This is a genomic window from Rhodococcus sp. P4_C10, assembly GCF_056402135.1.
The window spans coordinates 98,409-123,206 of the sequence record NZ_JBFUHZ010000006.1 but is presented as its reverse complement, the minus strand read 5'-3'; the positions used below and the strand labels follow the sequence as shown (position 1 = coordinate 123,206).

The following is a 24,798-nucleotide window of genomic DNA, read 5'->3' as shown; positions in this document are numbered from 1 at the left end:
GGCGCAGGCTCACACCACCGGACCTTGCCACAGGCGCACCGTTCCCGAAGGCCAGTCACAGCTCGCGCACAATCCGTCGATGCCACCGACGAGACGAGCGTCCGAACCCAGACCGGCCGGCGGATCGACCTGCCTCCAGGATCCCAGATCCGCTGCGCCGGAAACGAACATCTGATTCTCGTCGTCGCCGACGCACACGACGAGTCGATCCTCGGAACCAACCGCCCAGTGGAAGGGCACGAACTCTTCGATGCCGGAATCGATGTCCTCGGAACGTATCGACACGAACGAATCCGAGTCCACGGTCGACCGCACGCGCATGACATCCGACTCGTGCGTCAGCGTCACGATCGAATCGAACCGGCCGACGTCGAGAACGACCTCTTCGTCGTACACGATCGGATCGAGATCGTTGCCGAGCCGCATCGGGTCGATCCAGTAGACCGCACAGCCGTCCTGCCCTGCGCCGACAGAGAGCCCGAGATGCCCTCTGCGGGTGCGGTAAACGTATGAACCTCCCGCGGTCAGCTCGGTGAGTTCAACGGATGCCACCATCTCTCCGGCACGGACAAGACACCAACGATCACTGTCGTGACCCGGCTCGGTGAACGCGAGCGTCTCGCTGACCGAATCCCAGTACGCGGAACCGGTTCCCCACTCCGGCCAACCGTCGTGGACGTGCTCCCACACGATCGATCCGTCCGGCCTGCGCAGCTGCGCCCGGTCGCGAAGGCTGACCGCCGTGTAGTCGAGTGCGTCGGACACCGTCGAAGCACCGCATCCTTCGAATGCTGCCGAAAACAGCGACCGACCGAAAGTCGAATCGAACACCTCCAACCCTTCGGGCGACGATACGAGCCAACCGGCCGGATGCGAGGTGACCGTGCTCCGCTCCGGCATCATCAACTCGGCGCCCACAGGCGTCAGGAATCCGTTCGACATGGGCGCAGCCTACAAACACTCGAACCCGGCGCCTGACCCCGACGGTGATTGTCGTAGCGGCGAAGTCGACGGGTTCGCCACTCGGCCCGGCCGAGCTCAGCTCAGCGCCCTGAGGCTTTCCAACCTGTTCAGGATCGGCGCCCTCCATGCCTCGAGATCCTCCGGACCGTTCTCGGCCCACAGCTCGTGGAGCTCCGAGGTGTCGCTGTCGGCGATTGCGCGCTCGAGCGTCGTGAGGATCCGCGCGCGCTGCGCCGGGGTCAGGGATTCGGTGTACGCGGCGGCGTCGATGCCGTCGAGCTGCGGGGGCGCCCCCCGGAGCCCGTGGGCCACCGCGACGACCTCCGCGAGCGCGACCGCTGCCTGCGCGTCGTCCGCCTCGAGGTACTCCTCGCCGACGTGCGCGAGGTAGTCGTCGATGTCGGGGTCGCCGGCCCGGAGCGCCGCGAGCAGGTCGCCCGCCCCGTCGTTTTCGAACGGTCCGTAACCCCAGGTCCCCATGCCCCGCACCTCCCGATCCGCGGGCCGCTCAGCCCGTCGTGCCGACTCTACGATCGACCACCGACAGTCCGCACAGGCGGCCGGCGCTCGGCCCGGGTCGTACTGCCTCAACGGTGTCGTCCCCCCGAGGGGCGAGAAGGTTCACTTTGCGATCGGTCGGGCCTAGACTCGGACGCGATCGGCTACTCGACCAGCCAAAGCCTCTGCGCGAATCCGACGATGGGCGATGCGATGGAGCAGACAAGACGCGGCACGCGGAGCACACCGTGAGCGCCGAAGTCCCCCTCCCCGAACAACCCAGCCCTGCCGCATTCGATGCGCTGTACCGCGGCGACTTCGAGACCTTCAGGCGCGCCGCGCCGCCGTCCGACACCGCGCGGTACACCGAGTTCCAGTTCGACCGCGTGCCGTGGGACATCGGCGAAGCCCAGCCGGTGGTCCGCGATCTGGAGGCCGACGGCCAGATCGCCAGCGAAGTCCTCGACATCGGCTGCGGGCCCGGCGAAAACGCAATCTTCCTCGCCGGCCGCGGATACCAGGTGTGCGGACTCGACGCCGCACCCGCGGCCATCGGCATCGCCCGTGAACGCGCCCGGCAGCGCGGGCTCGGAGAGGCCGTCGTCTTCGACGTCGCCGACGCCACCACCCTGACCGACTACACCGACCGGTTCACGACCGTCGTCGACAGCGCGCTCTACCACTGCTTCCCCGAGGACCAGCGCCACGGCTACGTCGCGGCCCTGCACCGTGCCGCCCGCCCGCACGCCCGGCTGCACGTGGTGTGTTTCTCCGACCGGGTCCCCGACGAGTTCCCCGGCCCCTTCCGCATCAGCGAGGACAACCTTCGTGGCACGCTCGCCGACGCGGGCTGGGTGGTCCGACGGCTCGAGGCCGCCACGTACACCACCGCGTTCACCCGAGCCGACCTGGCGCAGCAGCCCACGTCGGCGCTGGCGGCCGTCGCCTCCGGACTCGGCTTCGACTCCGACGACCGCCTCCTCGCCCCGGCCTGGCTGGCCACCGCCGACCGTTCTTGACCGCGATGAACACGGTGGCACTGGAGTTGGTGCCGCCCGAGCTGCGGGCGGGCGTGGGCCGGGCCGTCGAGGAGGCTCACGCGGCGGCCGAACTCGGCGGCCGCCACGGGCTGACCGACCGCGTCGGCCACGTGATGATCCCGGGGATCATCTCCGAGGACTCGGATCGTCCCGTGGCGCTGACGCCGCGGATGGACGTGCTGGACTTCTGGGAGGCGGCGCGACCGTCGCTCGGCGCCGTCGCCGGCCTGTGCACCCAGGTGACCGTGTTCCAGGACGGGCCGCAACTCGCCGGACGCGTCCGGCGGTTGCGCGACGCAGGCATGGACGGCATCGTCTTCGTCGGCAAGCCACACGGGCTGCCCGCCGCCGACGCTCCCGGCGTGACCCCCGACGAGGCCCTGGCTGGCTGCCGCGACCTGATCCCGCACCGCGGTGTGGTGCTGATCCCCACCCGGCGAGGCGAACACGACAGGTTCGCGGTCAAGTGCGCCAGCGGGGCGACCTTCGCCCTGACCCAGTTGCTGTACTCCGAACGGATCGTGGGATTCCTGCGTGAGTTCGCGACCCGTTCCGAGCACCGCCCCGAGATCCTGCTGTCGTTCGGGTTCGTCCCCGAGATGGAACAGCAGGTGCGACTGATCGACTGGCTCATCCGCGATCCGGGGAACGAGTCGGTCCGTCGGGAGCAGGAGTATGTCGCACGCACCGCGACCGGCTCCCCGCGGCAGCGTCGACGCGACCTGCTGGACCTGTACCGCCGCGTCGTCGACGGCATGCGCGATCTCGAATTTCCGCTGAGCGTGCATCTCGAGGCGCCCTACGGAATCTCCGGGGCCGCGTGCGAGACCTTCGCCGCGATGCTCGACTACTGGTCACCGCGGGGGGCGGCGGGTCGGTGACGAGACACCCGGCGGTGCGGTGTGCGGCCGGGCACGGCGTTCACCGCACGGCCGAGCGCTGCGCGGGCGGCTGCGACTCGAAGTCGGCGTCCCGCAGTCGGCGGGTGGCCAACCGGTAGGCAAACGTGAATCCCGGCCAGTTGTTGGTGTTTCGGCCCGAGTCCGTCGTGTACCAGCTGGTGCAGCCGCGATCCCACACGGTGGCACTGATGCGCCGCTGCACCACCGCATTCGACTCGCGCTGGCTCTCGGCACGGACGTCGAGCCGCCGCACCTCACCGCCCGACAGTCGGCCGACTGCCTGCATCACGTAGCGGATCTGCGACTCGAGCATGAACACGATGGAACTGTGCCCGAGGTTCGTGTTCGGTCCGTAGAGCAGGAAGAGGTTCGGGAAGCCGGACACCGTCATGCCCAGATGCGCCTCGGCTCCCTCGGCCCACTGCTCGCGCAGTTCGCGACCGTCGAGTCCGGTGATGTGCATCGGGGCCAGGAAGTCCGTTGCGGCGAAACCGGTCCCGAGGATGATCGCGTCCACCCGGTGCCGCGTACCGTCCCCGGTGACCAGGCCGTCGGGCGTGACGGTCGCGATGGCGTCGGTGACGACCTCGACGTTCGGTCGGGTCACCGCGTCGTAGAAGTCGCTGGACAGCAGGATCCGTTTGCAACCGATCGGGTCGGTCGGTGTGAGCCGGGCGCGCACGCCGGCGTCCTCGACTCCGCGGCGCAGGTGACGCCGGAACCGAAGATCGACCGCGGCCATCAGCCGCGGGACGCGGGTGAACGCGATGGCCCGCGCCTCGAACGTCCAGTAGGTGAACCAGCGCGAGAGCCGTTGCAGGGCAGGAACCCTCGCGAATGCCGCCAGCACGGCCGCAGGATAGGGGTAGTCCACCTTGGGCAGCACGTGCGCCGCCCCACGCTGGAAGAGCCGGAGCTGGTGCACCCGCGGCGCGATCTGCGGCACGAACTGGATCGCCGAGGCGCCGGTGCCGATCACCGCCACGTCCTTGCCGTCGAGGTCGTACTCGTGATTCCAGTTGGCCGAGTGGAAGATCTCGCCCTCGAATGACTCGATGCCGGGAATCCGCGGCCACGCCGGGCGGCTGAGCTGCCCGCAGGCCGACACCAGGACGTCGGTGAGATGGACGGTGCCGTCGGCCAGTCTCACGTCCCAACGGTTGCCCTCGGCGTCGAAGCGCGCGCCGGCCACCTCGGAGCGAAACCGGATGTGCCGCAACACGTCGTACTTGGTCGCGCAGTGCCGCAGGTAGTCCAGGATCTCGCGTTGCGGGGCAAACCGGCGGGACCAGTCCGACTTGGGCTCGAAGGAGTACGAGTACAGGTGCGACGGGACATCGCAGGCCGCACCCGGATAGGTGTTCTCCCGCCAGCAGCCGCCGAGGTCGTCGGCCTTCTCGAAGACGGTGATGTCCTCGATGCCGGCCTTCCGCAGGGCGATCGCCATGCCCAGGCCGCCGAATCCACTGCCGATGATCGTCACGGACGGTCTGTGTGATCCCATTTCCCTGCCCCCGTTCGTCGTCGTTCCAGGTATGACGCCATGGGCGCAGCCGCGTGAGCGCTACCACCGGTGCTCCCCGGCCGAGAAGTTACCGGATTCGGCAATGCATGGATCGGCGACGGAGAGGGAGCGGTCCCCCGCTCATGCTGCTTGCACGGTCACCGGAAGTGCGACCATCATTCAAAGATGACGGAACTCTCGGCCGCCGATCTGGCTCTCGAGCAGGTGGATGCCGTACGAGAACGGCCCGTGAAGCGTCTCGAACTGCTCGCACGGACCTATCACGGCCCGCACGGGCGGGCGCCCGACCACTTGCCCTTCCGTCGTGCTGCTCTCGCGTTCATGCGCTGGGAACTGGCGCGGGGTGTGCTCGCGTCACTGCACACGACGCCCGCGGGCAGCCCGTGGTGGCGAGCGGTCAACGAGCGCTTGCTACGGGACGGCTGCGAGGCGGTTGCGCGGAGCGCCGGACTTGGGGGCGCCCCGTCGTCCCCGGTGATACGCCTGTGGATGTCCTTTGTCGCGGATCCTCATGGCCGGACCTGGTACCGGGCACACAACGCGAGCATCGTCGCCGCCTACCTGGAAAACCGTGACCTCGCCGAGCAGGAGAACGCGGCCGAGCGCTTCTTCCTCAATGTGATGTTGCTGCGGATGCTCTATGCGCATGCACTGGTGTCCGCGCCCCGGCTGGCCCTGCGGCGATTGAGCGGAATCGGTCCGGCACTGGGCGATCCCACCGTCGCCGTGACCGGAGTGTTCCTCTCCCTCGCCCGCATCGTGCCGGACAGGTATCCGCTGGAGCGCGACGTTCACGAGTACATCGCCGACGAGAACCCCCTGGGCCGGATGCTGGACTACGGGATAATCCAACCCCGATTGCAGCGTCTGTACGAGTGGTCTGCGGAAGAATTGCGCGAACCCGGGGTACTCGGGCTGGTGTGCGATGGAAGTCCTGTCTACGCATGGCCTTTCGAGGACCGGGACGTGTGGGAGCCGGTGCGGCCGACCCGGACCGTCCGCACACTCCGGCGCCTGCTCCCTGCCGACTGATCACGACCGGACCCGATCGCGGACCATCCCACAACTTGGACCACCGTCCAGCTCCGGCCGGTCGGCGGGCCCGGCAGCACCTAGGCTGGCGCATCGTCCCCAACCGAAGGGAAGTACCGGTGCCCGCAAATCGCCTCGCCTGGCTCGCAACACTCGCACTGAGCGTGCTGGTGATCGCGCAGGCCGCCGCTGATCCGAGCGGCCTGCTGAGCCTGCTCGGCTGGACGGGGGCTCACCTCTGGCCGATCCGGGCGCCCTGGCAGGTCGCGCCCTTCGTCGTCTACCTGCCGGTGCTGCTCGGACTCACGTGGTGGACGGTGCGGACGATCGCCGGCACCCGCTGGCTGTTCGCGGCCACCGCCTCGGGTGTCGTGCTCGCCGTGCTGCTGGCCAAGCTCGCGATGTCGCTGGTGGCGGCGGGAGACCTCACGGCCGCGGCGTGGGGCAGCGGTTTCGCCCTCGCCAAGGCGATTCCCGCCGCGTTGATCGTCGCGGGCGTCGTCGCGGTGGCCGGCCGACGGCGCCAGGTCCCCGACCCGCTCCCGAAGGCGCCGTCGGTCTGGGTCGGGGCCTTGGCCTTCGGCGCCCTCGCCCCCGTCCTGGCGGGACAGTGGTGGGCCGGCGCCCCGTACGACCGGTGGATGCCCGCACCCAACACCCTCAACGGGGCGTTCGCCACGATCGGCGGCGTCGTCGTGCTCGCCCTCGGGGCGATCGGCTGCCAGCGGGTGCTCGGTCGCCGGGTGGCGGGCGGGCCTGCCGCGACCTTCCTCGCCGGGTGGTTCGCGGCGATGGGGGCCGGCGCGCTGCTCGCCCTGGCCGCGACGCTCGTCGGACTGCTCTCCGACGACAGCTTCGCCGGTGACCTCTGGCCGCTGATGGCCACCTACATCCGGCTCGCGGACGGCGTCTCCTACGGCGCCTGCACCGGCTGGATCGTCGGGCTCGCGGCCGTGTGGGCCCGGCGTCGTCCGGCGCAGCACGACGCCGAGCAGTCGGCGCCCGGTCCGGCCCGCCGCCCACTGGTGCCCGTCGGCGCGGTCGTGGTCGCCGCGCTCGTGGTCGCGGTGCCGTTCCTGGCCACTGCGGACGCCGAGCCCGCGCCGCCCGCCACGGCCGACGCGATCGCCGCCGCCGAGACCGGTGCCCTTCTCCCCCTGCATGTCTCGGGTGACACGATCACCGACACCGCGGACCGTGAGGTGCTGCTGCGCGGCGTCAACGTCAACCAGCTCGTCGACTTCTACGCGCCCCGCCCGGAGGTCCCGTCGACCCTGCCGCTGACCGAGCAGGACTTCGCGGGCATCGCCGCGGACGGGTTCAACGTGGTGCGGCTCGGCCTGTCCTGGTCCGCCCTCGAGCCGGATCGCGGCCGCTACGACGAGGCGTACGTCGACCGGATCCGGGTCGCCGTCGCGCAGGCCAAGGCACACGGCCTCTACACCGTGCTCGACATGCACCAGGACGGCTGGTCGAACGCGCCGTCGCCCGACGACGTCAGCTGCCGGCCCGGCACCTCGCCGATGTGGGGCTACGACGGCGCCCCCGAGTGGGCCACGATCACCGACGGCGCGCCGCGCTGCCAGTTCACCGGCCGCGACATCTCCCCGGCGGGCGGGCGCGCGTTCAACAACTTCTACTACGACACCGACGGCGTGCAGGACCGACTGGTGCAGGCCTGGGCGATGCTCGCGGGCGAGTTCAAGGACGAGCCGGCCGTCGCGGGGTACGACCTGCTGAACGAGCCGAACTTCGGCGAGACCGCGCCGCTCACCTCCTCGCTGCTGCTCGGCCGCTTCTACGACCGGACCATCGACGCCATCCGGGAGGCCGGCGCCGAGCAGATCGTCTACTTCGAGCCGAGCATCCTGTGGTCCGGACTCGGGTTCGACAGCGGCCCGCCGCCCGGCTTCACCGACGACCGCAACATCGTCTTCTCCCCGCACCTGTACGCGGAGTCGATCACCATGGACGCCTCGCTGGGCCTGCCGACGATCGTCAGCGTCGAACGGGGCTTCACCCTCGCCGACCGGGTGGCCCGCATGTACGGCGTCCCGTACTGGAGCGGCGAATTCGGCTTCTGGGGCGACGGACTCGTCGACAAGGCCACCCGCTTCGCGACGGCGCAGGACGCGCACGCCCAGGGCGGCGCCTACTGGGTGTGGCGGCAGGCCTGCGGAGACCCGCAGAACGGCATCCAGGAGCTGGGCGACGGGCTGATGCCCGTCCTGTGCAGCACCGGGGCCGACGCCCCGCGGAACACCGCCCTGCTCGACCAGCTCACCCGCGCCTACCCGCGATTCGCGCCCGGGCGGATCACCCGCCTCGCGGCCGACGGCGACCGACTGGAGCTGACCGGCCGCGCCGGCGACGGCAGCTGCCGACTCGAGGTCTGGTTCCCCGGCGAGCTCGGCGGCGGCGCCTCGGCCCTCGACACGATCGGGATCGAGAACGTCGAGACCGCCCCGACCGGTGGCGGAATGCTGCTCACCGGTTGCGCCACCGGGGATTACGAGTTGCACGCCGACGGTTCCTGACCGGAAGGACCACACCCATACCCGTGACCCACGTCTACTCCTGAACGCCACGCGTTCCCCAATCTGCGTGGGTGAAGCCGCATGGGTCGGGACGTTCACGGAGACGGTGTGCCCGCGCCTAGGGCAGCGAACTTTCGAACCCCGGCCGGATAGAGGCGCTTGCCGGCGACAAGCGCGGCGATCGCGCCGAGGTACACCAATGGGCAGATTTGCAGCGCAGCGAGGAGCCCGTAACGGTCGGCGAGAACACCAACGACGAAGGGGCCCAGTGCCATCCCCAGCAGGTTGTAGGCAACTGCGAGCGTACCCATTGCAGAGGCCCGCACAGAGGAGTGCGTGAGGTTCGCTACCATCGCCGCCGACGGACCCGACGCGCCACCGGAGAACAAGGCTCCGATTCCGATCAGGACCAGCTGCACGGGCCCGGTACCGACGTGAAATCCCAGCGTCAGGAACACGAGCGAGATCATGCAGAAGACAATCGCGGCAGTCCATTTGCGGCTGGTGTCCACACGACCGACTCGGTCGGTGATGATGCCGCAGATCACCATCCCGCTGCCGACGAGCAGAACGAAGACTGCCGCCACCACCCCTGCCTTGGCAGGGGCCAAGCCGTAGTAGCGGTTGAAAAAGCTTGGCAGCCAAGACAGCAACACCCCGGCAGTGAACAGATGCAGTCCGCCGCCGACATAGGCGCACACAACCGCCGGATTGGTGAACAGGCTCGAGACCGGCACCCGGCCCCTCGTCGGTGTCGCAGCAACGACTGCGGGCATGTCGTCAACCGCGTGCTGGGCGAGCTTGTGTTCGGTGATCAGTGCGCGGTACAGCGCCACCAGGATCAAACCGAAGATCGCCATGGCCGCGAACGACCAGCGCCAGCTCAGGTGGACGGCGATGACACCGCCGAGCGCGACACCGATGACCGATCCGAATGATCCTCCGGCCATGAATGCTCCGCTGAGGGTGGCGTGCAAGCGGGGCGCGAAAACGCTGAGCACGACCGCGATCCCGACGCTGGTGTACGCGGCCTCGCCCACTCCGACGAGGAACCGGGCTCCGAGCATCTGTTCGTAGCTGCCGGCCACCGCACACAACAAGGTGGCCATGCTCCAGAGAAGCGCCATGAGAATCAGACTATTGACCCGGCCCCACCGGTCCGCCAACAACGACAGCGGCAGGGTGAGGAGGCCGACCATCAGCGCAACGATGCTCGAGAGCGAAGCGAGCTCGGAATCAGACAGAGCCCATTCGGTTTTCAAGAACGGGAAAACAGCGCTGAGAACCTGCCGGGACATGTAGTCCGCTAGCAGCAGACCGAAGGTGAGGGCGAAGACGATCCACGGATACTTCGACGACCGGGCACCCGGACCGACGATGGCTACGTCGGCCGAGTGTTCGAGGGAGTGGGCACGCAGTCCCATTGGTGCTCCTAGACTAATGGCCGACCGTGGCCTCGGGCAGGTCGCGGCACGTGACACCGGCCGCATCGGATGACGCGTCGTCGAGCTGCGCATGAAGGAACGGCAACACAATTTCGTTGACCTTGTCGGGCGCATCCAGCCAGGGCCAGTGCCCGGCTCCCGGCACAATTTCGACCTGCGCGCCCGGGAAGCTCTCCAACTGACGCCGGGCAAAGTCGACGGGGAAGAAAGGGTCGTCCGCGCCCCACACGACGAGCGCCGGAACTTCCAGATCCCGCAGCGGGTCCGTCAAGCTGCTCTCGAGGAGGAAAAGATCCATTGACCGATACATCTGGAGCACTGCCTGTTTGGTGCCAACCGGGGCGGCGTGGTCCACAATCTGGTTCAGCCAATTCTCGGGCAAGGCGGGGTTCTTTCGCCCGATTATCTCCCGGTTGACCCGGCGGGTCATCAGCAGTTGCACCAGTTCCCCGACGAACGGAGTTCGCCACAGCCGAGCGAACCCGTGCCAATGCGAGTCTCTGTTGACGCCGGTGTCGATGAGCGTGACGCTCGCAACCTGCTGCGGATGAGCGGCGGCCCAGGCGAGACCCCACGGACCCCCGAAATCGTGGAGGACCAGGTGCGCACGCTTGACGCCGAACTGCTTGACGATGCCGTCGAGGTGTTCCGCCTGCGACTGCACGTCGTAGGCTTGATCCGCTCGACGCTCGGCGTCGCCGAAGCCTGGCATGTCCGGGGCGATCACCCGAGCGAAGGTGGCGACTTTCGTCAGGATTGGATCCCAGTCGCCGGCCGAACCGGGATTTCCGTGCACGAAGAGCACGACCTCATCGGAACCCAAGGGGCAGTTGGTCTTTACCGGCGACCGGACGTCTCCAACCACAATTTGCATCTCTTCAAGCATCGCCTTCTCCAGGTAGCATTGCCCCATCGGGCCAGTGATCATCAGGTATTTGGCTGCCGTCCGGGTCGCATTACGAATGGACCACGGCTGCCGGCGCTGTCGGATGTGTCTACGCCTAGACGAGGCTGCGTTTGAGAATCTTCCCCGTGGCGGTCATCGGCAACGTGGCCACGAACTGGATCTGCCGCGGGTACTTGTAGGCGGCCATCTGTGTCTTGGTCCAGTCGATCAGCTGACTTTCGGAGATTTCCGCATCCTTGTCGAGGATGATGAAGGCCTTGACCTCCTCGCCATGACTTTCATGCGGTACTCCGACCACCGCAGCCAACGAGACCGCCTCGTGCGTCATGAGTACCTCCTCGATCTCCCGGGGGTAGACGTTGAAACCACCCCGCACGATCATGTCCTTGGCCCGGTCGACGATGTAGTAGTAGCCGTCCTCGTCGCGGCGGGCGAGGTCCCCACTTCGGAACCAGCCGTCACGCAGCACTTCCTCGGTGGCCTCGGGCCGGCTGTAGTAACCCTTCATCACGTTGTGGCCTCGAATTGCTATCTCTCCCACGATGTCCGGCCCGTTGACAATATTCCACTCCGCATCGACCAGCCGGACCTGCACGCCCCAGATCGGCGTGCCGATCGACCCCGCTCGCGCGTCTCTCTCGGAATCGCTGAACACCGCGAGCGGTGATGTTTCCGAGAGTCCGTAACCCTCGAGGATCTGGACCCCGAATCGCTGCCTGAACTGCTTGAGGATCTCTACCGGCATCGATGCGCCGCCGGAGATCGCCTTGCGCAGATTCGTCGCGATTCGTTCCACGTCGATTCCGTCGTCGACCGTGCCGAGCGTCTCGAGCAGACCCCAGTACATGGTCGGCACGCCCGCGAAGACCGTCACGTTCTGTTCGTTCATGATCTGCAAGGCGGACTTGGCATCGAACCGCGGCAACAGGATCAACGTCGCAGCCACCGAGAACGCGGCATTCATGTTCACGGTCTGACCGAAAGTGTGGAATAGAGGTAGCGCGGTCAGATGCGTGTCGTGATGGTGTGGCTGAGAGTCGAAGAGGCGGTTTGACGCCAGCGCGTTGAGCACCATGTTCGAGTGCGTGAGCTCGGCACCCTTGGCCCGGCCGGTGGTGCCACTGGTGTACAGGATCACCGCGGTGTCGGTGGCCTCGCGAATCACGCTCTCGAACTCGTCGGACTGGTCCGCCAACGCCAGAGTGGCGCTGTCCGCACCCCCAGGCACCTGGTCCGCGCCGACGACGAACAGACGTTCACAGTTCGGCGTGTCGTCAAAGCCCTCGCGGGCGAACTCGGCAATCGGCAGGTCCGACGTCCCCTCGAAGCAGAAGTACGCCTTGGCATCCGAATCGGCCAGGTGATAGGCGATCTCACGGCCCTTGAGCAAGACATTCAGCGGCACCACAACCGCGCCGGCCTTGAGGATCCCGTTGTAGAGAATCGGAAACCACGGCACGTTCGGGAGGGAAATCGCCACCTTGTCGCCGGGCTGAATCCCGCTCGACACGAGCAGGTTGGCTACCTGGTTCGAGGCGGAGTCGACCCGGGCGTAGGTGAACCGTTGTTCGCCGTGGACGAGCGCGTCACGGTCCGGAAACCGACGAGCGGAATCCTCGAGGAACATGGACAGATTGAGCATGTGGCATCTCTCTCGGTTTGGCACGGCCGACGGTTGATCTGCGATTTCGCCGGCGGATACATCGGTCTGGTGGCGCCGGCGCCCGCCGGGGAAGTGGCCGGCGGGGAATCTGGTCGGTCTCGGACAGCCCTACTGGGAGCTCGCGCGGCCCGGCGCAGATGCGTCCACGCCGGGCCGCCAAGTGTGCGGCGGGCCGTCCCGGGGCATTGACGGAGCGGTGTCTCGCTTCCCGCCAACAGCTTCGGCGGGGCAGAGGCGAGGAATCCCTAGAAGGGGCGCTCCGGCAACGGCGTGATCAGGTGCTCGAGCAGCGGCGCCGACTGTGCACAGGTGAGTACCTCGGAAGGGGCGAGTCGGATGTACTCGCGGGTCGATGCGTCGACCTCCCACACGTCCTCACCGATGAGGCGGCCCTCGTCGTCGTAGGGCCAGTTCATGTACTGCCGGTTCTTCATCAGGTAGGTCGCCTGCGGGTCGACGTCGACACCCTCAGCCACCAGCGAGGCCCCCGGAGTCTGCTGGTAGAGCACGAAGTCGGTGCTGATCAGGTTGTCGCCGACAGCGATCTTCTCGTCCTCGACGTAGAAGATGCACTCCCCGGTGCCGGCCCATTCGCTGTAGATGCTCTTGATCGCATCGGCACCCTCGAGCCGAACCGTGCGGCCGAAGGTGCTGAAGTTGTAGACAGGGTTCTCGACCATCATGTCCGGCGCGAAGATCTCCTCCCACCGGCCGGCGACTTCGAGGTTGCGGTGCCGGTTGTAGGCATGCAGCAAGTACTTGTGCCGCGGGTTGTCGGTCCGCTCGATCAGCTGCGCGACCGCGATATTCGTCTTGGTGACGTCGAACTTGCTCATTGCGATTCCTTTCAAAGGCTGAAAATGGGGTGTACATGCCGGGCGGGTCCAGCCCGCAGCAAATACGTCAGAATGGTGAATCTCAGAACGGCTTGTCGCCCGCAATCGTCGCGCGCTCCATTTTTCGGACGGCGGGCCAGTAGTCCTGCACCGCGTAATGCTGTGTTGATCGGTTGTCCCAGATAGCGATGCTGTCCGTCGTCCAGGTCCAGCGAACCTGGTACTCGGGGATCGCTGCACGACTCTTCAGGTAGTTGAGCAAATCGCTTCCACCCGGTGAGTAGTCGGCACCGTAACGGACGCGGTCCGGGGTGTGAAAATTGGTGAAGTGCGTGGCGAAGACATTCACATAGAGGATCTCCTCCCCCGTCTCGGGATGCGTGCGCACCACAGGATGCTCGGCATCGGGGAATCGTTCTCGAAGTTCGTACCGTTCTTCCAGCGGCTTGGCGGCGCCGAATACCGCCTCGAAGCTGTGCCGGGCACGCAAGGACCTCACGTCCTCCTTGACCCGGTCCGGAAGCTCCCGATACGCCTCGACCATGTTGACCCAGACTGTGTCGCCACCGATCTCCGGCTTCTCCACGCAGCGCAGAACCGAGCCCATGGACGGACACTCGCGCCAGCTGGTGTCACTGTGGTAGGCGTTCTCGTAATGCCCCTCACTCGAGTTGTCCTTGTACAGCAGGACCACGCCCGAGTCGGCATCCGTGTTCGGGTGGCCGTCTTCGAGCGCACCGAACTTCTTCGCGAACTCGACGTGCTGAGCCCGTGTGATGTTCTGATCCCGAAGGAAAAGCACCTTGTGCTTCAACAGAAGCGACTTCATTTCGGCGAAGAGCGTCTCGTCCCGCGTGATGTCAGGGAGTTGCACGTCGAACAGTTCGGCGCCGATGTGGCGGGTCAGCTGCTTTGATTTGATCAAGGAATTCTCAACTTTCACGGATCCCTTGACTTCGACGGAAGTTTGCATGGAGGCCAGTCCTTTACCTTCGGGCGGATGGAAGATTTTCGAATTGGCCGGCGAGGCCAAGATCAACTGCCGGCGTTCGTCAATTGCGGACCAAATGGTTGGATTCGCAGTACCGGATGCCGAAACTGTAGCGGTCACTCGATCGGATAATTTGACCTCGAGTTACATCTCGGTTGACGCGCTATTACTCCGCACAGAGCACATGGCCACGACGAACGGCGAGGTCGGCGCCTGGCGGGAACGGCCCGGAGCAGCTCCGGAGGCTGTCCACGCCCGGATCTGCGAGGTACCCTCGATCACCACCACGCGAACCGTGCGCAGTCGCATGATCCCAGCGCAGGAGGCACTCGGCCTCGTCCGCTGGAAAACCTGACCTCGTTGCGCACGCCGGGGATAACCTGTCCCGTCGATCACGACTGACGGAAGGCCACTCCGCCGTTCCACAAGAATCGGAAAGACGCCGCGATGACCCTGCTCGTCCGCAACGCCGCCCTTACCGGCTATCTGGATCTCATGCGGTCACGGAAGGTTGACCCGCTGCCCCTCCTCAGGTCAGTGGGACTCCAGACGGCTGACCTGGCCATGCCGAACCAGTGGATCGCCATTGATGCCGCGGTTCAACTCCTCGAGCGGTCGGCGGTGGCGACGGGGCTCGAGGATCTCGGAATTCGCCTGGCCGAAAGCCGCAAGATGACCAACTTGGGTCCCATCAGCGTCGCCGCGCAGGGCGAACCTGACCTGCGCGGCGTGCTGACACTGCTCGGCCGGTATCAGCACATTCGCAGCGAGGCCATCCGCATCCGGATCGCCGAGGCGGACGACGTCGCGACGGTCCGGGTCGACTTCAACACCACCGACGGCGCCTCGAGGCACTTTTCCGAGATGACCGTCTGGGCCCTTGCACGGCTGGTCAAGATCATCGTCGGCAACAACTGGAATCCGCTCAGCATCTACTTCACCCACGCCAGTCCAGCCAACCGGACACTTCACCTCCAGACCTTCGGAAGCGCGGTCCACTTCGGCGAGAACTTCAACGGCTTCGGATTCCATGCCCGCGACCTCGACCTCCCGAACATCCTGTTCGACCCGCTGTTCCAGTCCTTCGCGAAGGAGTACATCGACACGATCGCCAGACCACGGCCTGTCGATGACCTCGATCGCGTCCGTGAATTGATCGAGACGACGCTCCCCACCGGCCGGTGCTCACTGCAACATGTCGCGAAGACGCTCGGAGTCAACCGGATCACGGTCCATCGACAGCTGGCCCGGGCGGACACGTCATTCTCGGAGATCGTGAACGCCACCCGGGCGGAGCTGGCCCAGAGGTACGTCACTCAACAGACGCGCTCCCTGACGGACATCGCCGGACTGCTCGGGTTCTCCGAACTCTCCGCATTCTCGCGATGGTTTCGAACCGAGTTCGGATCCAGTCCCACGGCATGGCGGGCCGCACTCTAGAACGGAACAGCCTCAGTTCGCCGAATCCGGCGCCGGCCCGGCACCCAACTCGGCGCGGTCCACCGTGACCAGCAGCGCCAACGAGTCGGCGGTGCGGGCGCAGAAGGCGTCGACGTCGGCGAGCCCACTGGTGAGGCCTCGCATGGTGGTGGCCGCCATCAACAGGTCGAACGCGGCCTCGGAGACCGCGGCGTTGGCGTCGTCGGAACGTTCCGGGAAGGCCGCGGCCACCCGCGCGGTCAGCGCGGCACGGGCGGGGTCCTCGGATCGCGTGACCAGGCGCTCGTAGACGCCGTCGTCGGAATGGTAGGCGGACAGCAGCCCCGGGATCGCCGCCCGGGTCGCGGGTTCCGCGATCCGCACGAGGAACATCCGGGTCCAGGTGAGCAGGTCCGCGTGCAGGTCGTCGGTGGCCTCGGGCAGGGCGACGTCCTGCATCCCGAAGATCGCGTCCTCGATGAGCGACTCCCGGGTCGCCCAGCGCCGATAGATCGCGGCGGTGCCCAGCTTCGCCCGGCGGGCGATCGCGGTGATGGTGGTCTTCTGATAGCCGCATTCCACCAGCAATTCCCTGGTGGCGGCGAAGATGGCCTCGTCGACCTGCGGATCGCGAGGTCGTCCCACTCCGGCGGTGCCGGTTCGGCGATCTCTGCGTTCATCCACAACCGCGGACAGTACCGGACGTCTTTCGGCAAAACCAATACGTTGCGGAGCGCTCCGTAATAGATTGTCGTCAGGCATCCATCGACGAAAGGGCAGGCCATGATCACCCCGCACGACGAATTGCTCATCCACCAGCTCCCCACGACCCTCGATCACGTCTCGCAGAGCGACCTGCGCTGGACCGAGCGCATCGTGATGTACGGCTTCGACAAGTCCGGCGAGATCAGCATCATGACCGGCATGGCGAAGTACCCGAACCGCAACGTCCTCGACGCCTACGCCATGGTCACCCGCAAGGGCGAGCAGGCCCGCGTGGTCCGCCTGTCCACCGAGCTGAACCCCCAGACCGGGGCCCTGAACGCGTTCAGCGTCGGCCCGTACACGTACGAGATCGTCGAGCCGCTGCGCAAGGTGCGCTCCACCGTCGAGTCCAACGAGCACGGCCTGAGCCTGCAGCTCGACTTCACCGGCGACTTCCCGGTCTACGAGCAGACCGCGGCCTTCCACCGCAGCCGCGGCCGGGTCCGCGAGGATGCGCGCCGGTTCTACCAGAACGGCACCATCACCGGCTGGATCGAGATCGACGGCGAGCGCATCGAGATCGACCCCGAAAACTGGTGGTTCGGCCGCGACCACTCGTGGGGTGTGCGCCACGGCGGCGGCGGCGGCAGCCTGCCCGAGGGCGGGAACATGCAGCCCTCCGAGGTGCCGGCCGGCGTCCTCTACTACATGGGCATCTTCCAGTTCGACGACGAGGTGGTGCACTTCGCACAGCGCGAGACCCACACCGGGGAGCGCTGGCAGTTCGAGGGCGAGGTGCTCTTCCCGATCGACTCCGGCAAGGAGCCGCTGCCGATCATCGACGTCGAGCACGACCTGGACTTCCGCGACGACCTCCGCGTCGTCAAGTCCGGCACGTTCACCGTGCACCGCGCGGACCGCACGACCGACGTCATCGAGGTCAAGCCCGTGTGCGACTTCTGGCCGGGCCTCGCCGGGTACGACGAGTACAACGGCTACGCGTCGGGCATGTACCGCGGCAAGGACTTCAGCGACAGCTTCGACGTCGACATCACCGACGTCAACGAGATCCGCAAGGTGAGCATGCTCAGCGAGACGCTCGTCGAGGTCCGGATGGGCGACAAGGTCGGACACGGACTGGTCGAGATGGTGTTCATGGGCGTGAACCCGCGCTACGGCTACACCGACTGGAGCGCCAACCGATCCGGTGGGAACAATGGCTGAGCGGGTCGCGCCGGAGAACCTGGCGGCCGCCCTCGAACCAATTGTCCAGCAGCGCATTCCGGGTGCACAGAACGCGAAGATCATCGACTGGAAGCGCACCGAACGCGGGTTCTCCACCGAGACCTACCTGTTCAACCTCGAGGGTGCCGATCACGAGTCGGCCGGGTACGTCTTCCGGCGGCCTCCCGAGGTCTCGCTGTTCCCGGACTACGACCTGCGGCGCCAGTACCTGGTCTCGGAGCGGCTCGCGCCGACCGATCTCCCGGTCCCCAGCGTCCGGTGGATCGACGCGGACGACAACCCGCTCGGCACTCCGTACTACGTGATGGACCGCATCGGAAATGCCGAGGCGCCCAGCGACTTCCCGTCGTACCACACCGCCGGCAACTACTTCGAGGCCGACGAGCAGGGTCGGGCGAAGATGTGGTGGGAGTGCGTCGAGACGATGGCGCAGGTGCATCTGCTGGACCCCGAGGAGCTGCGGCTCGGGTTCCTGGCGATGCCCAAGTTCGGGGACAAGCCGGTCGAGCAGATCGTGAACTACCTCGACTGGGCCGTGCGCTGGGCGGCACCAGAGGTGCCCCCGGTGATGGAGAAGGCCCTGACCTGGCTCAAGGCCAACCTCTACGACCCGGAGCACGTGACCCTGGTATGGGGCGACGCCCGCATGTCGAACATCCTGTACACGCCGGACCTTTCGGTCGCCGGCGTACTCGACTGGGAGATGGCGTACCTGGGCGACCACGAGGCCGACCTGGCCTGGGTGCTGTTCCTGGACTGGGCGTGCAGTGAGCACGAGGGACACCCGGCCCTGCCCGGCACCCCAACGCGGGAGGAGACCGTCGCCCGCTACGAGGAACTGACCGGCTGGAAGGTGCAGAACCTGCTGTTCAACGAGGTGCTCGGCGCGGTGCTGCTCTCGGTTCCGCTGCTGCGCCTGTCCACCCATCTGAACCTCGGTGACAACGTCAGCATCACCGGGTTCTGCATGGCGCGACTCGAACAACTCCTGGGCGAGGCCTAGAAGTTGTTCACCCCCCGGCGAACTGGATGGAGTTCGCCGGGGGCACGGGCCTCGGGTGTCGGTGGGTGGTCGCCAGACCGCACGCCGACACCAGGGGCCCGGCGTTCACGTAGGCCGAGGGCTGCGACGGCACCGCCCTACGATGATCACGTGGCGATGACGGCGTCGAGGTGGTCTTCCCCCGCGTCTACGACGAGATCGCGACCCGGGCTCGAGCGTGTCTCCTAATCGGCGGTAGTCGCATCAGCGACACCGAGCGTCGTGTCGGGGAGACCTGTCGAGTTACAGGAACCTGCGGGCCGAACCCGGTGACCACGCACTCGGTCGTTCCCGCGGCAGCCGCGGCACGAAGATCCACCAGTATTGAGGCGGTGATCGCCGAACCGGTCGACCAGAAAACGCGGGTCGCTTCCGACGACACGGTCGCGGTGGTCGTCCGGTCCGGTTCGAAGCCGAGAAGCACAAGGTCCGCAATGTCTTCGAGCGATCCTTCGTCACCATCAAACAACGGCGGATGACCCACCCGCTACGGCAAATTGGACCTCCCATACCGCGCCGGGGTGCTGCTGTCAGCGGTGTGCGCCTGGCTCAAACGCCCCGCCGGTTAGGAGACATGCTCAAACGGAGGACAGCTCCCGTCCCGGTCGCGGCGACGTAGTCGACGCCGAGGTCCGCGTCCAGACGTCCCCGGCGACGAATTTGAAGAGAAGGTCAAAGATGACCGCTGCGCCGGCATCTCCACCGTCTCAGTTGCAGTGGAGGTGTTGCCGTTCACGTCGCTGTGCTAATCAGAGCGGGTGCAACCCTCAGCAACGGACCCGCCAGTCGGTACCACTCTCGCCGCCGTCCGGGCGCGGGCGTCGTCGCTGGCGCCGAGCGAGCGTCGGGTCGCGGACGTGTGCGTAGACCGGCCCCGCGAGGTGGCGTGGTGGTCCGCGGCGGACCTCGCCGAGCACGCGTCCACCTCGACGGCGACGGTGGTCCGAGCGTGTCAGAACCTTGGTTTCAAGGGTTTCCAACACCTGCGCATGCTGTTGTTGCGCGATCTCGGCGCCGCGTCCAACGGTCCCGTCGGCACCGCCGCCGCGACCCAGCCCGGGGTCGGGATGGTGCGGTCGGTGTTCGGCGAGGTGGCCCGAGACCTCGGCGCGGCGTTGGCTCCCCTCGACGAGGAGGCTTTTGACGCCGCGGTCCGGGCATTGGGGGCGGCCCGCCGCGTACTGCTCGTCGCGAACGGCGGGTCCGCGCCCAGCGCCGCGGCCATGGCGATTCGATTCGTGACCAACGGCCGCCCGGCCGAGGCGCCGTCCGACTCGATCGTGCAACAGCTCACCGCCCGGCACCTCGGCGCCGAGGACGTGTGCCTCGCAGTCAGCGACAGCGGGATGAACAGCTACACCCTGAGCTCGGTCATCGCGGCCAAGGAGGCCGGCGCAACGGTGATCGGGGTGACGAGCTACGCCCGATCCAGCCTGGTGGAGCACTCTGACATCGCATTGGTCATCGGCGGAGGTACGGGTCCGTGGAGCGCGCACGGAGCCTCGTCAACGGTAGTCCAGCTGTCCTTCCTGATCGGATTGCAGATCGCGGTCCGCGAGGCGAATGGCGGTTCACTGGACGCGGAGGGTCGAAGCATGGAACAGGTTGTGACACTGCTGAATCCACCCCCACCGCGCTGATCACGCCCGTGGGGTAGCCGTTGCCCCAAGAGTCATGAGCGCTTGTCGGAGCATTCGGCTCCAGTTCACCTTGTACTGGCTAACTCTTCGATGTAACGAGATTCCCAAACGAACCGAGTTTGGGTAACGCCATTTCATCGGGAGTTGAGCATGGGCAGCATTCGCATCGAGGGTCTGAGCCGAAAGTTCCAGAACGTCACCGCGGTCGACGACATCTCGATGGACATCCGGGACGGCGACTTCCTGGTGCTCCTCGGACCCAGCGGCTGCGGCAAGACCACGCTGCTCCGGATGATCGCCGGGCTTCTCGAACCGACCGCCGGACGCATCGTCCTCGACGACGAGGACATCACCGCCGCCCCCGCCAAGCGCCGCGACGTGGCGATGGTGTTCCAGAGCTACGCCCTCTACCCGCACCTGTCGGTCGCCAAGAACCTCGCCTTTCCGCTCCGAGTGAAGAAGGTGCCCAAGGACGAGGCGAAGGCGCGGGTCGACGAGGTGGCTCAGCAACTCGACATTGCGCACCTGCTCGACCGCAAGCCCAAGGAACTCTCCGGCGGTCAGCGTCAGCGCGTCGCGGTCGGGCGAGCAATCGTGCGCAAGCCCAAGGCATTTCTGATGGACGAGCCGCTGAGCAACCTGGATGCCAAGCTGCGCACCGCCACCCGCCGCGAGCTGACGGACCTGCACCGGCGGCTCGGCGCGACTTTCGTCTACGTCACCCACGACCAGGTCGAGGCGATGACGATGGCAACCCGGATCGCGCTTCTGAACGACGGGCGGGTGGAGCAGATCGGCACCCCCGAGCAGGTCTACGACGCCCCGGCGTCGGTGTTCGTCGCAGGCTTCCTCGGCAGCCCTCCGATGAACCTGCTCGACGCCACTGTCGGCTCGCGGGACGGAATCGTCACCGCGACCGGTGACGGAGTCGACGCCCAGCTGTGGCCCGGCGAATCTGCAGACCGCGCAGTGATTCTCGGCTTCCGACCCGAGCACCTGGCCCCCGTCCGAGTCACCGACGGGCCAGGAGCCAGGCTGCATGCCGTCGTGGAGTCCGTGGAGAACCTCGGCAGCGAGCAGATCGCGTACTGCGCGGTCGGCGCGCACACGGTGTGCGTGCGGGCACCGCGCCCCATCGCGCTGCACGTCGGGCAGACGGTGGTCCTCGCCGCACCGGCCGAGCGTGTGCACCTGTTCGACGCCGGGACCGGACGTCGCCTCGAGTGGGTGGACGTGCCCGAACTGACCGACTTCGACACCCGTGTGCTCAGCGGGCAGCTCTGAAGTACCCCCTCCCCCAACAAAACTCCCAGGAGAATCCATGCGTAACACGAAGGGGCTGGCGCTCGTGGCGATGTCCGCCGCCGCCCTCACCCTGACCGGCTGCGCCACCGGATCGGTCGACGCCGTGGCGTCCGGTTCGGGCGCCACCGTCCCCGAGCTCGCACCGGACCAGAAGGTCGAGATCGTCTTCGAGTCCTACAACCTGACGCAGGCCGGTGCCTGGACCGACACGATCATGAGCCTCGTCGACGAGTTCGAGGCCGCGCACCCGAACATCACCGTCAAGGCTCAGGCGCCGCAGGGCACGCCGGGAGCGGGCGGCACCGCGAGCGCCAGCAGCGTGCAGACCCAGATGCTCGCCGGGACCCCCCCTGACGTCGCCCAGATGACATTCGACTCCGTCGACTTCTCGATCAACCAGCTCAAGGCCAGCAGCCTCGACGACCTGGTCGGCAAGGAGACGGTGCAGGAGAACTTCGGCGGCGACCACCCGTACCACCCGAACACCACCACGCTCGGCGACTGGAAGGGCGAGACGTACGGCATGCCGTACGTGTTCTCCACCCCGGTGCTGTTCTACAACGCGACCACCTTCGAAAAGGCCGGCGTGCCCGCGGATGCGGACCTGTCCACCTGGCCCAAGGTCGCCGAGGCCGCGAAGAAGATCACCGCCACGACCGGCAAGCCGTCGCTGTCCGTCGGCTGCTCGGTCAAGGGCGGGAACTGGTGTATGCAGGCGCTGTTCCGCTCCGCGGGCGGCGGTGTGCTCTCCGCGGACCGGGAGTCGATCGAGTTCGGCGAGCCGGCATCGGTCGAGGCCGTCGCCATGCTCCGCGAACTGTTCGACGACGGCGTGCTGGCCAACCAGTCCGCGGCTGCACAGGTCGAGGCATTCATGAAGGGCGACACCGCAATCACGATGAACTCGTCGGCAGTCCAGGGCAACATGCTCAAGGCCTCCCAGGCGGGCGGATGGGAGCTGCGGAACACCGGGATGCCCGCGTTCGAGGGACACCAGGCAGTCCCCACGAACTCCGGCTCCGCGCTGTTCGTCTTCTCGCAGGACCCGGCCAAGCAGCGCGCGGGCTGGGAACTGATCAAGCACATGACCTCCGACCATGCCTACACCGAGATCGCCAGCAAGATCGGATACCTGCCGCTGCGCACGTCGCTGACCGAGGATCCCGCCACGCTGAAGCCGTGGGCCGACTCGAATCCCCTGCTCGCGCCGAACCTCGCGCAGCTCGACCGACTGGAGCCGTGGGTGTCCTACCCGGGCAACAGCTACGTGCAGATCGACGACATCCTCGCTACCGCGGTGGAGGAGTCCGTCTTCTACGGCAAGGACCCCGCCGCCACCATGGCCGCCGCGCAGCAGCGCGCACAGGACCTACTCCGCTGAATCGCGGACGTTCTCTTCCCGACAACAGATTTGGACTACACATGACCGCGACACTCGCCACTCGGCGAATCCCCCTTTCCGGTACGTACAACCTGCGCGACGTCGGCGGCTACCCCGTCGGAGACCGCACCACCCGCTGGGGCGCGCTGCTTCGCTCGGACGCCCTGCACAAGGTGGACCAGGCCGGCCGGGACACCCTGCGCGAACTGAACCTGGCGCTGGTGATCGACCTGCGCGAGGCCCAGGAGGCCGAGTCCGCGCCGAACGCGCTGGACGGAGTCGGGCACCGGTCGGTGCACCGACCGGTGTACGACGCGGCTCTCGACACCCACGCCGACGGCTTCGGCCTGGGCCCGCTGTACCGGCAGATGATCACCGACCACGCTCCCGCGCTCACCGCGGCGGTCCGGCTGGTTGCCGGGGCGGGCCCGGACCCGGTGCTCGTCCACTGCACCGCGGGCAAGGATCGCACCGGACTCGTGGTGGCGCTGGCCCTGGCGGCGGTCGGTGTGGACGAGCGTGACATCGTCGCGGACTACGCGCTCTCCGAGACCATGCTGGCCGGCGAATGGGCCACCACCATGCTCGCGAACTACGAGGCGATGGGTCTGCCCGACGACCTCGACATGACCGAGATGGTGTGCGCCAGTCCGGCGTCGCTGATGCGGGAGACCCTCGCACAGATCCGGGCGGATCACGGCGATGTGCACGGCTTCCTGCGTGCCCACGGCATGACCGACACCGAGCTGTCCGTGCTGACCGCTCGTCTCGTTGCCTGACTTCTTCTTCCCACCAAACAACTTCGGATACAGAGGAGCACTTCCATGTCCCAGTACGGTCAGCCCGAACACTACGTCCTGCACCTGAGCGACACCCACTTCGTCGGCGACGGTGACCTGTTGCACGGGATGGTCGACAGCGACGCCAAACTCGCGCGCCTGTTCGACCGACTCGACCGCGCCGGCCAGCGCCCCGAGGCCATCGTGTTCACCGGTGACCTCGCCGACGCCGGCAACCCGCAGGCCTACACCCGGCTGCGGGCGATGGTCGAGCCCGCAGCGGAGAAGCTCGGGGCGAAGGTGATCTGGGTGATGGGCAACCACGACAGTCGACCGGAGTTTCGCGCCGGCCTCCTGGATGCCGAACCCACCCAGGAGTCCGTCGACATGGTCCACGACATCGACGGCCTGCGGATCATCGCGCTCGACAGCACCGTCCCGGGCCACCACCACGGTGAGATCACGGACGAGCAGGCCAATTGGCTGCGCGAGATTCTCGCTACCCCGGCGCCGCACGGAACCCTGCTGGCCCTGCACCACCCGCCGGTGCCGAGCCCGCTCGCCCTGCTCGAGTTCGTCGAGCTGCGGGAGCAGAACAAGCTCGAGGATGTGCTGCGCGGCACCGACGTTCGCGGCATCCTCGGCGGCCACCTGCACTACTCGACCACGTGCACCTTCGCCGACATCCCGGTGTCGGTCGCGTCCGCCACCTGCTACACCCAGGACCTGTTCCCGCAGGGCGGCGGAATGCGCGGACAGGATGTCGGGCAGTCCTTCAACCTCGTGCACGTGTACTCGGATCGGGTGCTGCACACCGTTGTTCCGGTCGAAGAGGGACCGACGCTCTATGAGCTGACCGCCGACCGTCTCCAGGCGCTGCAGAACATGTCTGCCGAGGAGGCAGTGCTCGCGATGTCCCAGCCCGCCGCTCACTGACGACGCG

General features: G+C 67.1%; 21 protein-coding genes. 12 read left to right on the top strand and 9 right to left on the bottom strand.

Going from position 1 to position 24,798, the window contains the following annotated elements:
• Positions 1–9 precede the first annotated feature (9 nt).
• Positions 10–942: a hypothetical protein gene (locus AC1DWC_RS04975; protein WP_477906431.1), complete on the bottom strand. Its 933-nt coding sequence runs from the start codon at positions 940–942 to the stop codon at positions 10–12.
• A 96-nt stretch (positions 943–1,038) separates the two neighbouring features.
• Entirely contained in the window at positions 1,039–1,443 is a 405-nt protein-coding gene (locus AC1DWC_RS04970; protein WP_477906430.1) for a DUF4259 domain-containing protein, read from the bottom strand.
• A 266-nt stretch (positions 1,444–1,709) separates the two neighbouring features.
• Here AC1DWC_RS04970 and AC1DWC_RS04965 point away from each other — a divergent pair, with 266 nt between their 5' ends.
• The gene (locus tag AC1DWC_RS04965) at positions 1,710–2,480 is read left to right on the top strand and encodes a class I SAM-dependent methyltransferase (RefSeq protein ID WP_477906429.1); all 771 of its coding nucleotides are present in this window, start codon (positions 1,710–1,712) and stop codon (positions 2,478–2,480) included.
• A 5-nt stretch (positions 2,481–2,485) separates the two neighbouring features.
• On the top strand, positions 2,486–3,382 hold the full coding sequence (locus AC1DWC_RS04960; protein ID WP_477906428.1) for a mycobacterial-type methylenetetrahydrofolate reductase: 897 nt from the start codon (positions 2,486–2,488) through the stop codon (positions 3,380–3,382).
• A gap of 40 nt (positions 3,383–3,422) precedes the next feature.
• On the opposite strand, the gene AC1DWC_RS04955 is transcribed toward AC1DWC_RS04960, so the two are convergent.
• Complete coding sequence (locus AC1DWC_RS04955; RefSeq protein WP_477906427.1) at positions 3,423–4,886, bottom strand: flavin-containing monooxygenase; 1,464 nt, start codon at positions 4,884–4,886, stop codon at positions 3,423–3,425.
• A gap of 207 nt (positions 4,887–5,093) precedes the next feature.
• Here AC1DWC_RS04955 and AC1DWC_RS04950 point away from each other — a divergent pair, with 207 nt between their 5' ends.
• Together AC1DWC_RS04950 and AC1DWC_RS04945 are read left to right on the top strand one after the other, a co-directional pair.
• Complete coding sequence (locus tag AC1DWC_RS04950; RefSeq protein ID WP_477906426.1) at positions 5,094–5,960, top strand: hypothetical protein; 867 nt, start codon at positions 5,094–5,096, stop codon at positions 5,958–5,960.
• Positions 5,961–6,079: 119 nt separating this feature from the next.
• Positions 6,080–8,497: a cellulase family glycosylhydrolase gene (locus AC1DWC_RS04945; RefSeq protein ID WP_477906425.1), complete on the top strand. Its 2,418-nt coding sequence runs from the start codon at positions 6,080–6,082 to the stop codon at positions 8,495–8,497.
• 95 nt (positions 8,498–8,592) lie between these two features.
• On the opposite strand, the gene AC1DWC_RS04940 is transcribed toward AC1DWC_RS04945, so the two are convergent.
• From AC1DWC_RS04940 to AC1DWC_RS04920, 5 genes are all read right to left on the bottom strand, one after another.
• Positions 8,593–9,921, bottom strand: a complete 1,329-nt coding sequence (locus AC1DWC_RS04940) for an MFS transporter (RefSeq protein ID WP_477906424.1) — start codon at positions 9,919–9,921, stop codon at positions 8,593–8,595.
• A gap of 13 nt (positions 9,922–9,934) precedes the next feature.
• Entirely contained in the window at positions 9,935–10,870 is a 936-nt protein-coding gene (locus AC1DWC_RS04935) for an alpha/beta fold hydrolase (protein WP_477906423.1), read from the bottom strand.
• 73 nt (positions 10,871–10,943) lie between these two features.
• The gene (locus AC1DWC_RS04930) at positions 10,944–12,491 is read right to left on the bottom strand and encodes a long-chain-fatty-acid--CoA ligase (protein WP_477906422.1); all 1,548 of its coding nucleotides are present in this window, start codon (positions 12,489–12,491) and stop codon (positions 10,944–10,946) included.
• A gap of 266 nt (positions 12,492–12,757) precedes the next feature.
• Positions 12,758–13,348 (bottom strand): hypothetical protein, encoded by a 591-nt coding sequence (locus AC1DWC_RS04925; RefSeq protein WP_477837517.1) that lies wholly within the window; start codon positions 13,346–13,348, stop codon positions 12,758–12,760.
• A gap of 82 nt (positions 13,349–13,430) precedes the next feature.
• Entirely contained in the window at positions 13,431–14,321 is an 891-nt protein-coding gene (locus AC1DWC_RS04920) for a TauD/TfdA dioxygenase family protein (protein WP_477906558.1), read from the bottom strand.
• 465 nt (positions 14,322–14,786) lie between these two features.
• Here AC1DWC_RS04920 and AC1DWC_RS04915 point away from each other — a divergent pair, with 465 nt between their 5' ends.
• The gene (locus AC1DWC_RS04915; RefSeq protein ID WP_477906421.1) at positions 14,787–15,779 is read left to right on the top strand and encodes an AraC family transcriptional regulator; all 993 of its coding nucleotides are present in this window, start codon (positions 14,787–14,789) and stop codon (positions 15,777–15,779) included.
• 12 nt (positions 15,780–15,791) lie between these two features.
• On the opposite strand, the gene AC1DWC_RS04910 is transcribed toward AC1DWC_RS04915, so the two are convergent.
• Positions 15,792–16,442, bottom strand: coding sequence for a TetR/AcrR family transcriptional regulator (locus tag AC1DWC_RS04910; RefSeq protein ID WP_477906420.1), 651 nt, complete (start codon positions 16,440–16,442; stop codon positions 15,792–15,794).
• 99 nt (positions 16,443–16,541) lie between these two features.
• Here AC1DWC_RS04910 and AC1DWC_RS04905 point away from each other — a divergent pair, with 99 nt between their 5' ends.
• The 7 genes from AC1DWC_RS04905 to AC1DWC_RS04875 all read left to right on the top strand — a co-directional run bounded on the left by AC1DWC_RS04905 (position 16,542) and on the right by AC1DWC_RS04875 (position 24,791).
• On the top strand, positions 16,542–17,687 hold the full coding sequence (locus tag AC1DWC_RS04905; protein ID WP_477906419.1) for an Rv3169 family protein: 1,146 nt from the start codon (positions 16,542–16,544) through the stop codon (positions 17,685–17,687).
• On the top strand, positions 17,680–18,711 hold the full coding sequence (locus tag AC1DWC_RS04900; protein WP_477906418.1) for a phosphotransferase family protein: 1,032 nt from the start codon (positions 17,680–17,682) through the stop codon (positions 18,709–18,711). Before AC1DWC_RS04905 ends, AC1DWC_RS04900 begins: the two co-directional genes overlap by 8 nt.
• Before the next feature lie 797 nt (positions 18,712–19,508).
• Positions 19,509–20,390 (top strand): MurR/RpiR family transcriptional regulator, encoded by an 882-nt coding sequence (locus tag AC1DWC_RS04895; RefSeq protein WP_477906417.1) that lies wholly within the window; start codon positions 19,509–19,511, stop codon positions 20,388–20,390.
• A gap of 150 nt (positions 20,391–20,540) precedes the next feature.
• On the top strand, positions 20,541–21,674 hold the full coding sequence (locus AC1DWC_RS04890; RefSeq protein WP_477906416.1) for an ABC transporter ATP-binding protein: 1,134 nt from the start codon (positions 20,541–20,543) through the stop codon (positions 21,672–21,674).
• Between the two features lie 37 nt (positions 21,675–21,711).
• Positions 21,712–23,076: an ABC transporter substrate-binding protein gene (locus AC1DWC_RS04885; RefSeq protein WP_477906415.1), complete on the top strand. Its 1,365-nt coding sequence runs from the start codon at positions 21,712–21,714 to the stop codon at positions 23,074–23,076.
• 41 nt (positions 23,077–23,117) lie between these two features.
• Positions 23,118–23,855 carry a tyrosine-protein phosphatase gene (locus tag AC1DWC_RS04880; RefSeq protein ID WP_477906414.1) on the top strand — a complete coding sequence of 246 codons (738 nt, stop codon included), beginning with the start codon at positions 23,118–23,120 and terminating at the stop codon, positions 23,853–23,855.
• Between the two features lie 45 nt (positions 23,856–23,900).
• Positions 23,901–24,791: a phosphodiesterase gene (locus AC1DWC_RS04875; RefSeq protein ID WP_477906413.1), complete on the top strand. Its 891-nt coding sequence runs from the start codon at positions 23,901–23,903 to the stop codon at positions 24,789–24,791.
• Positions 24,792–24,798: the final 7 nt, after the last annotated feature.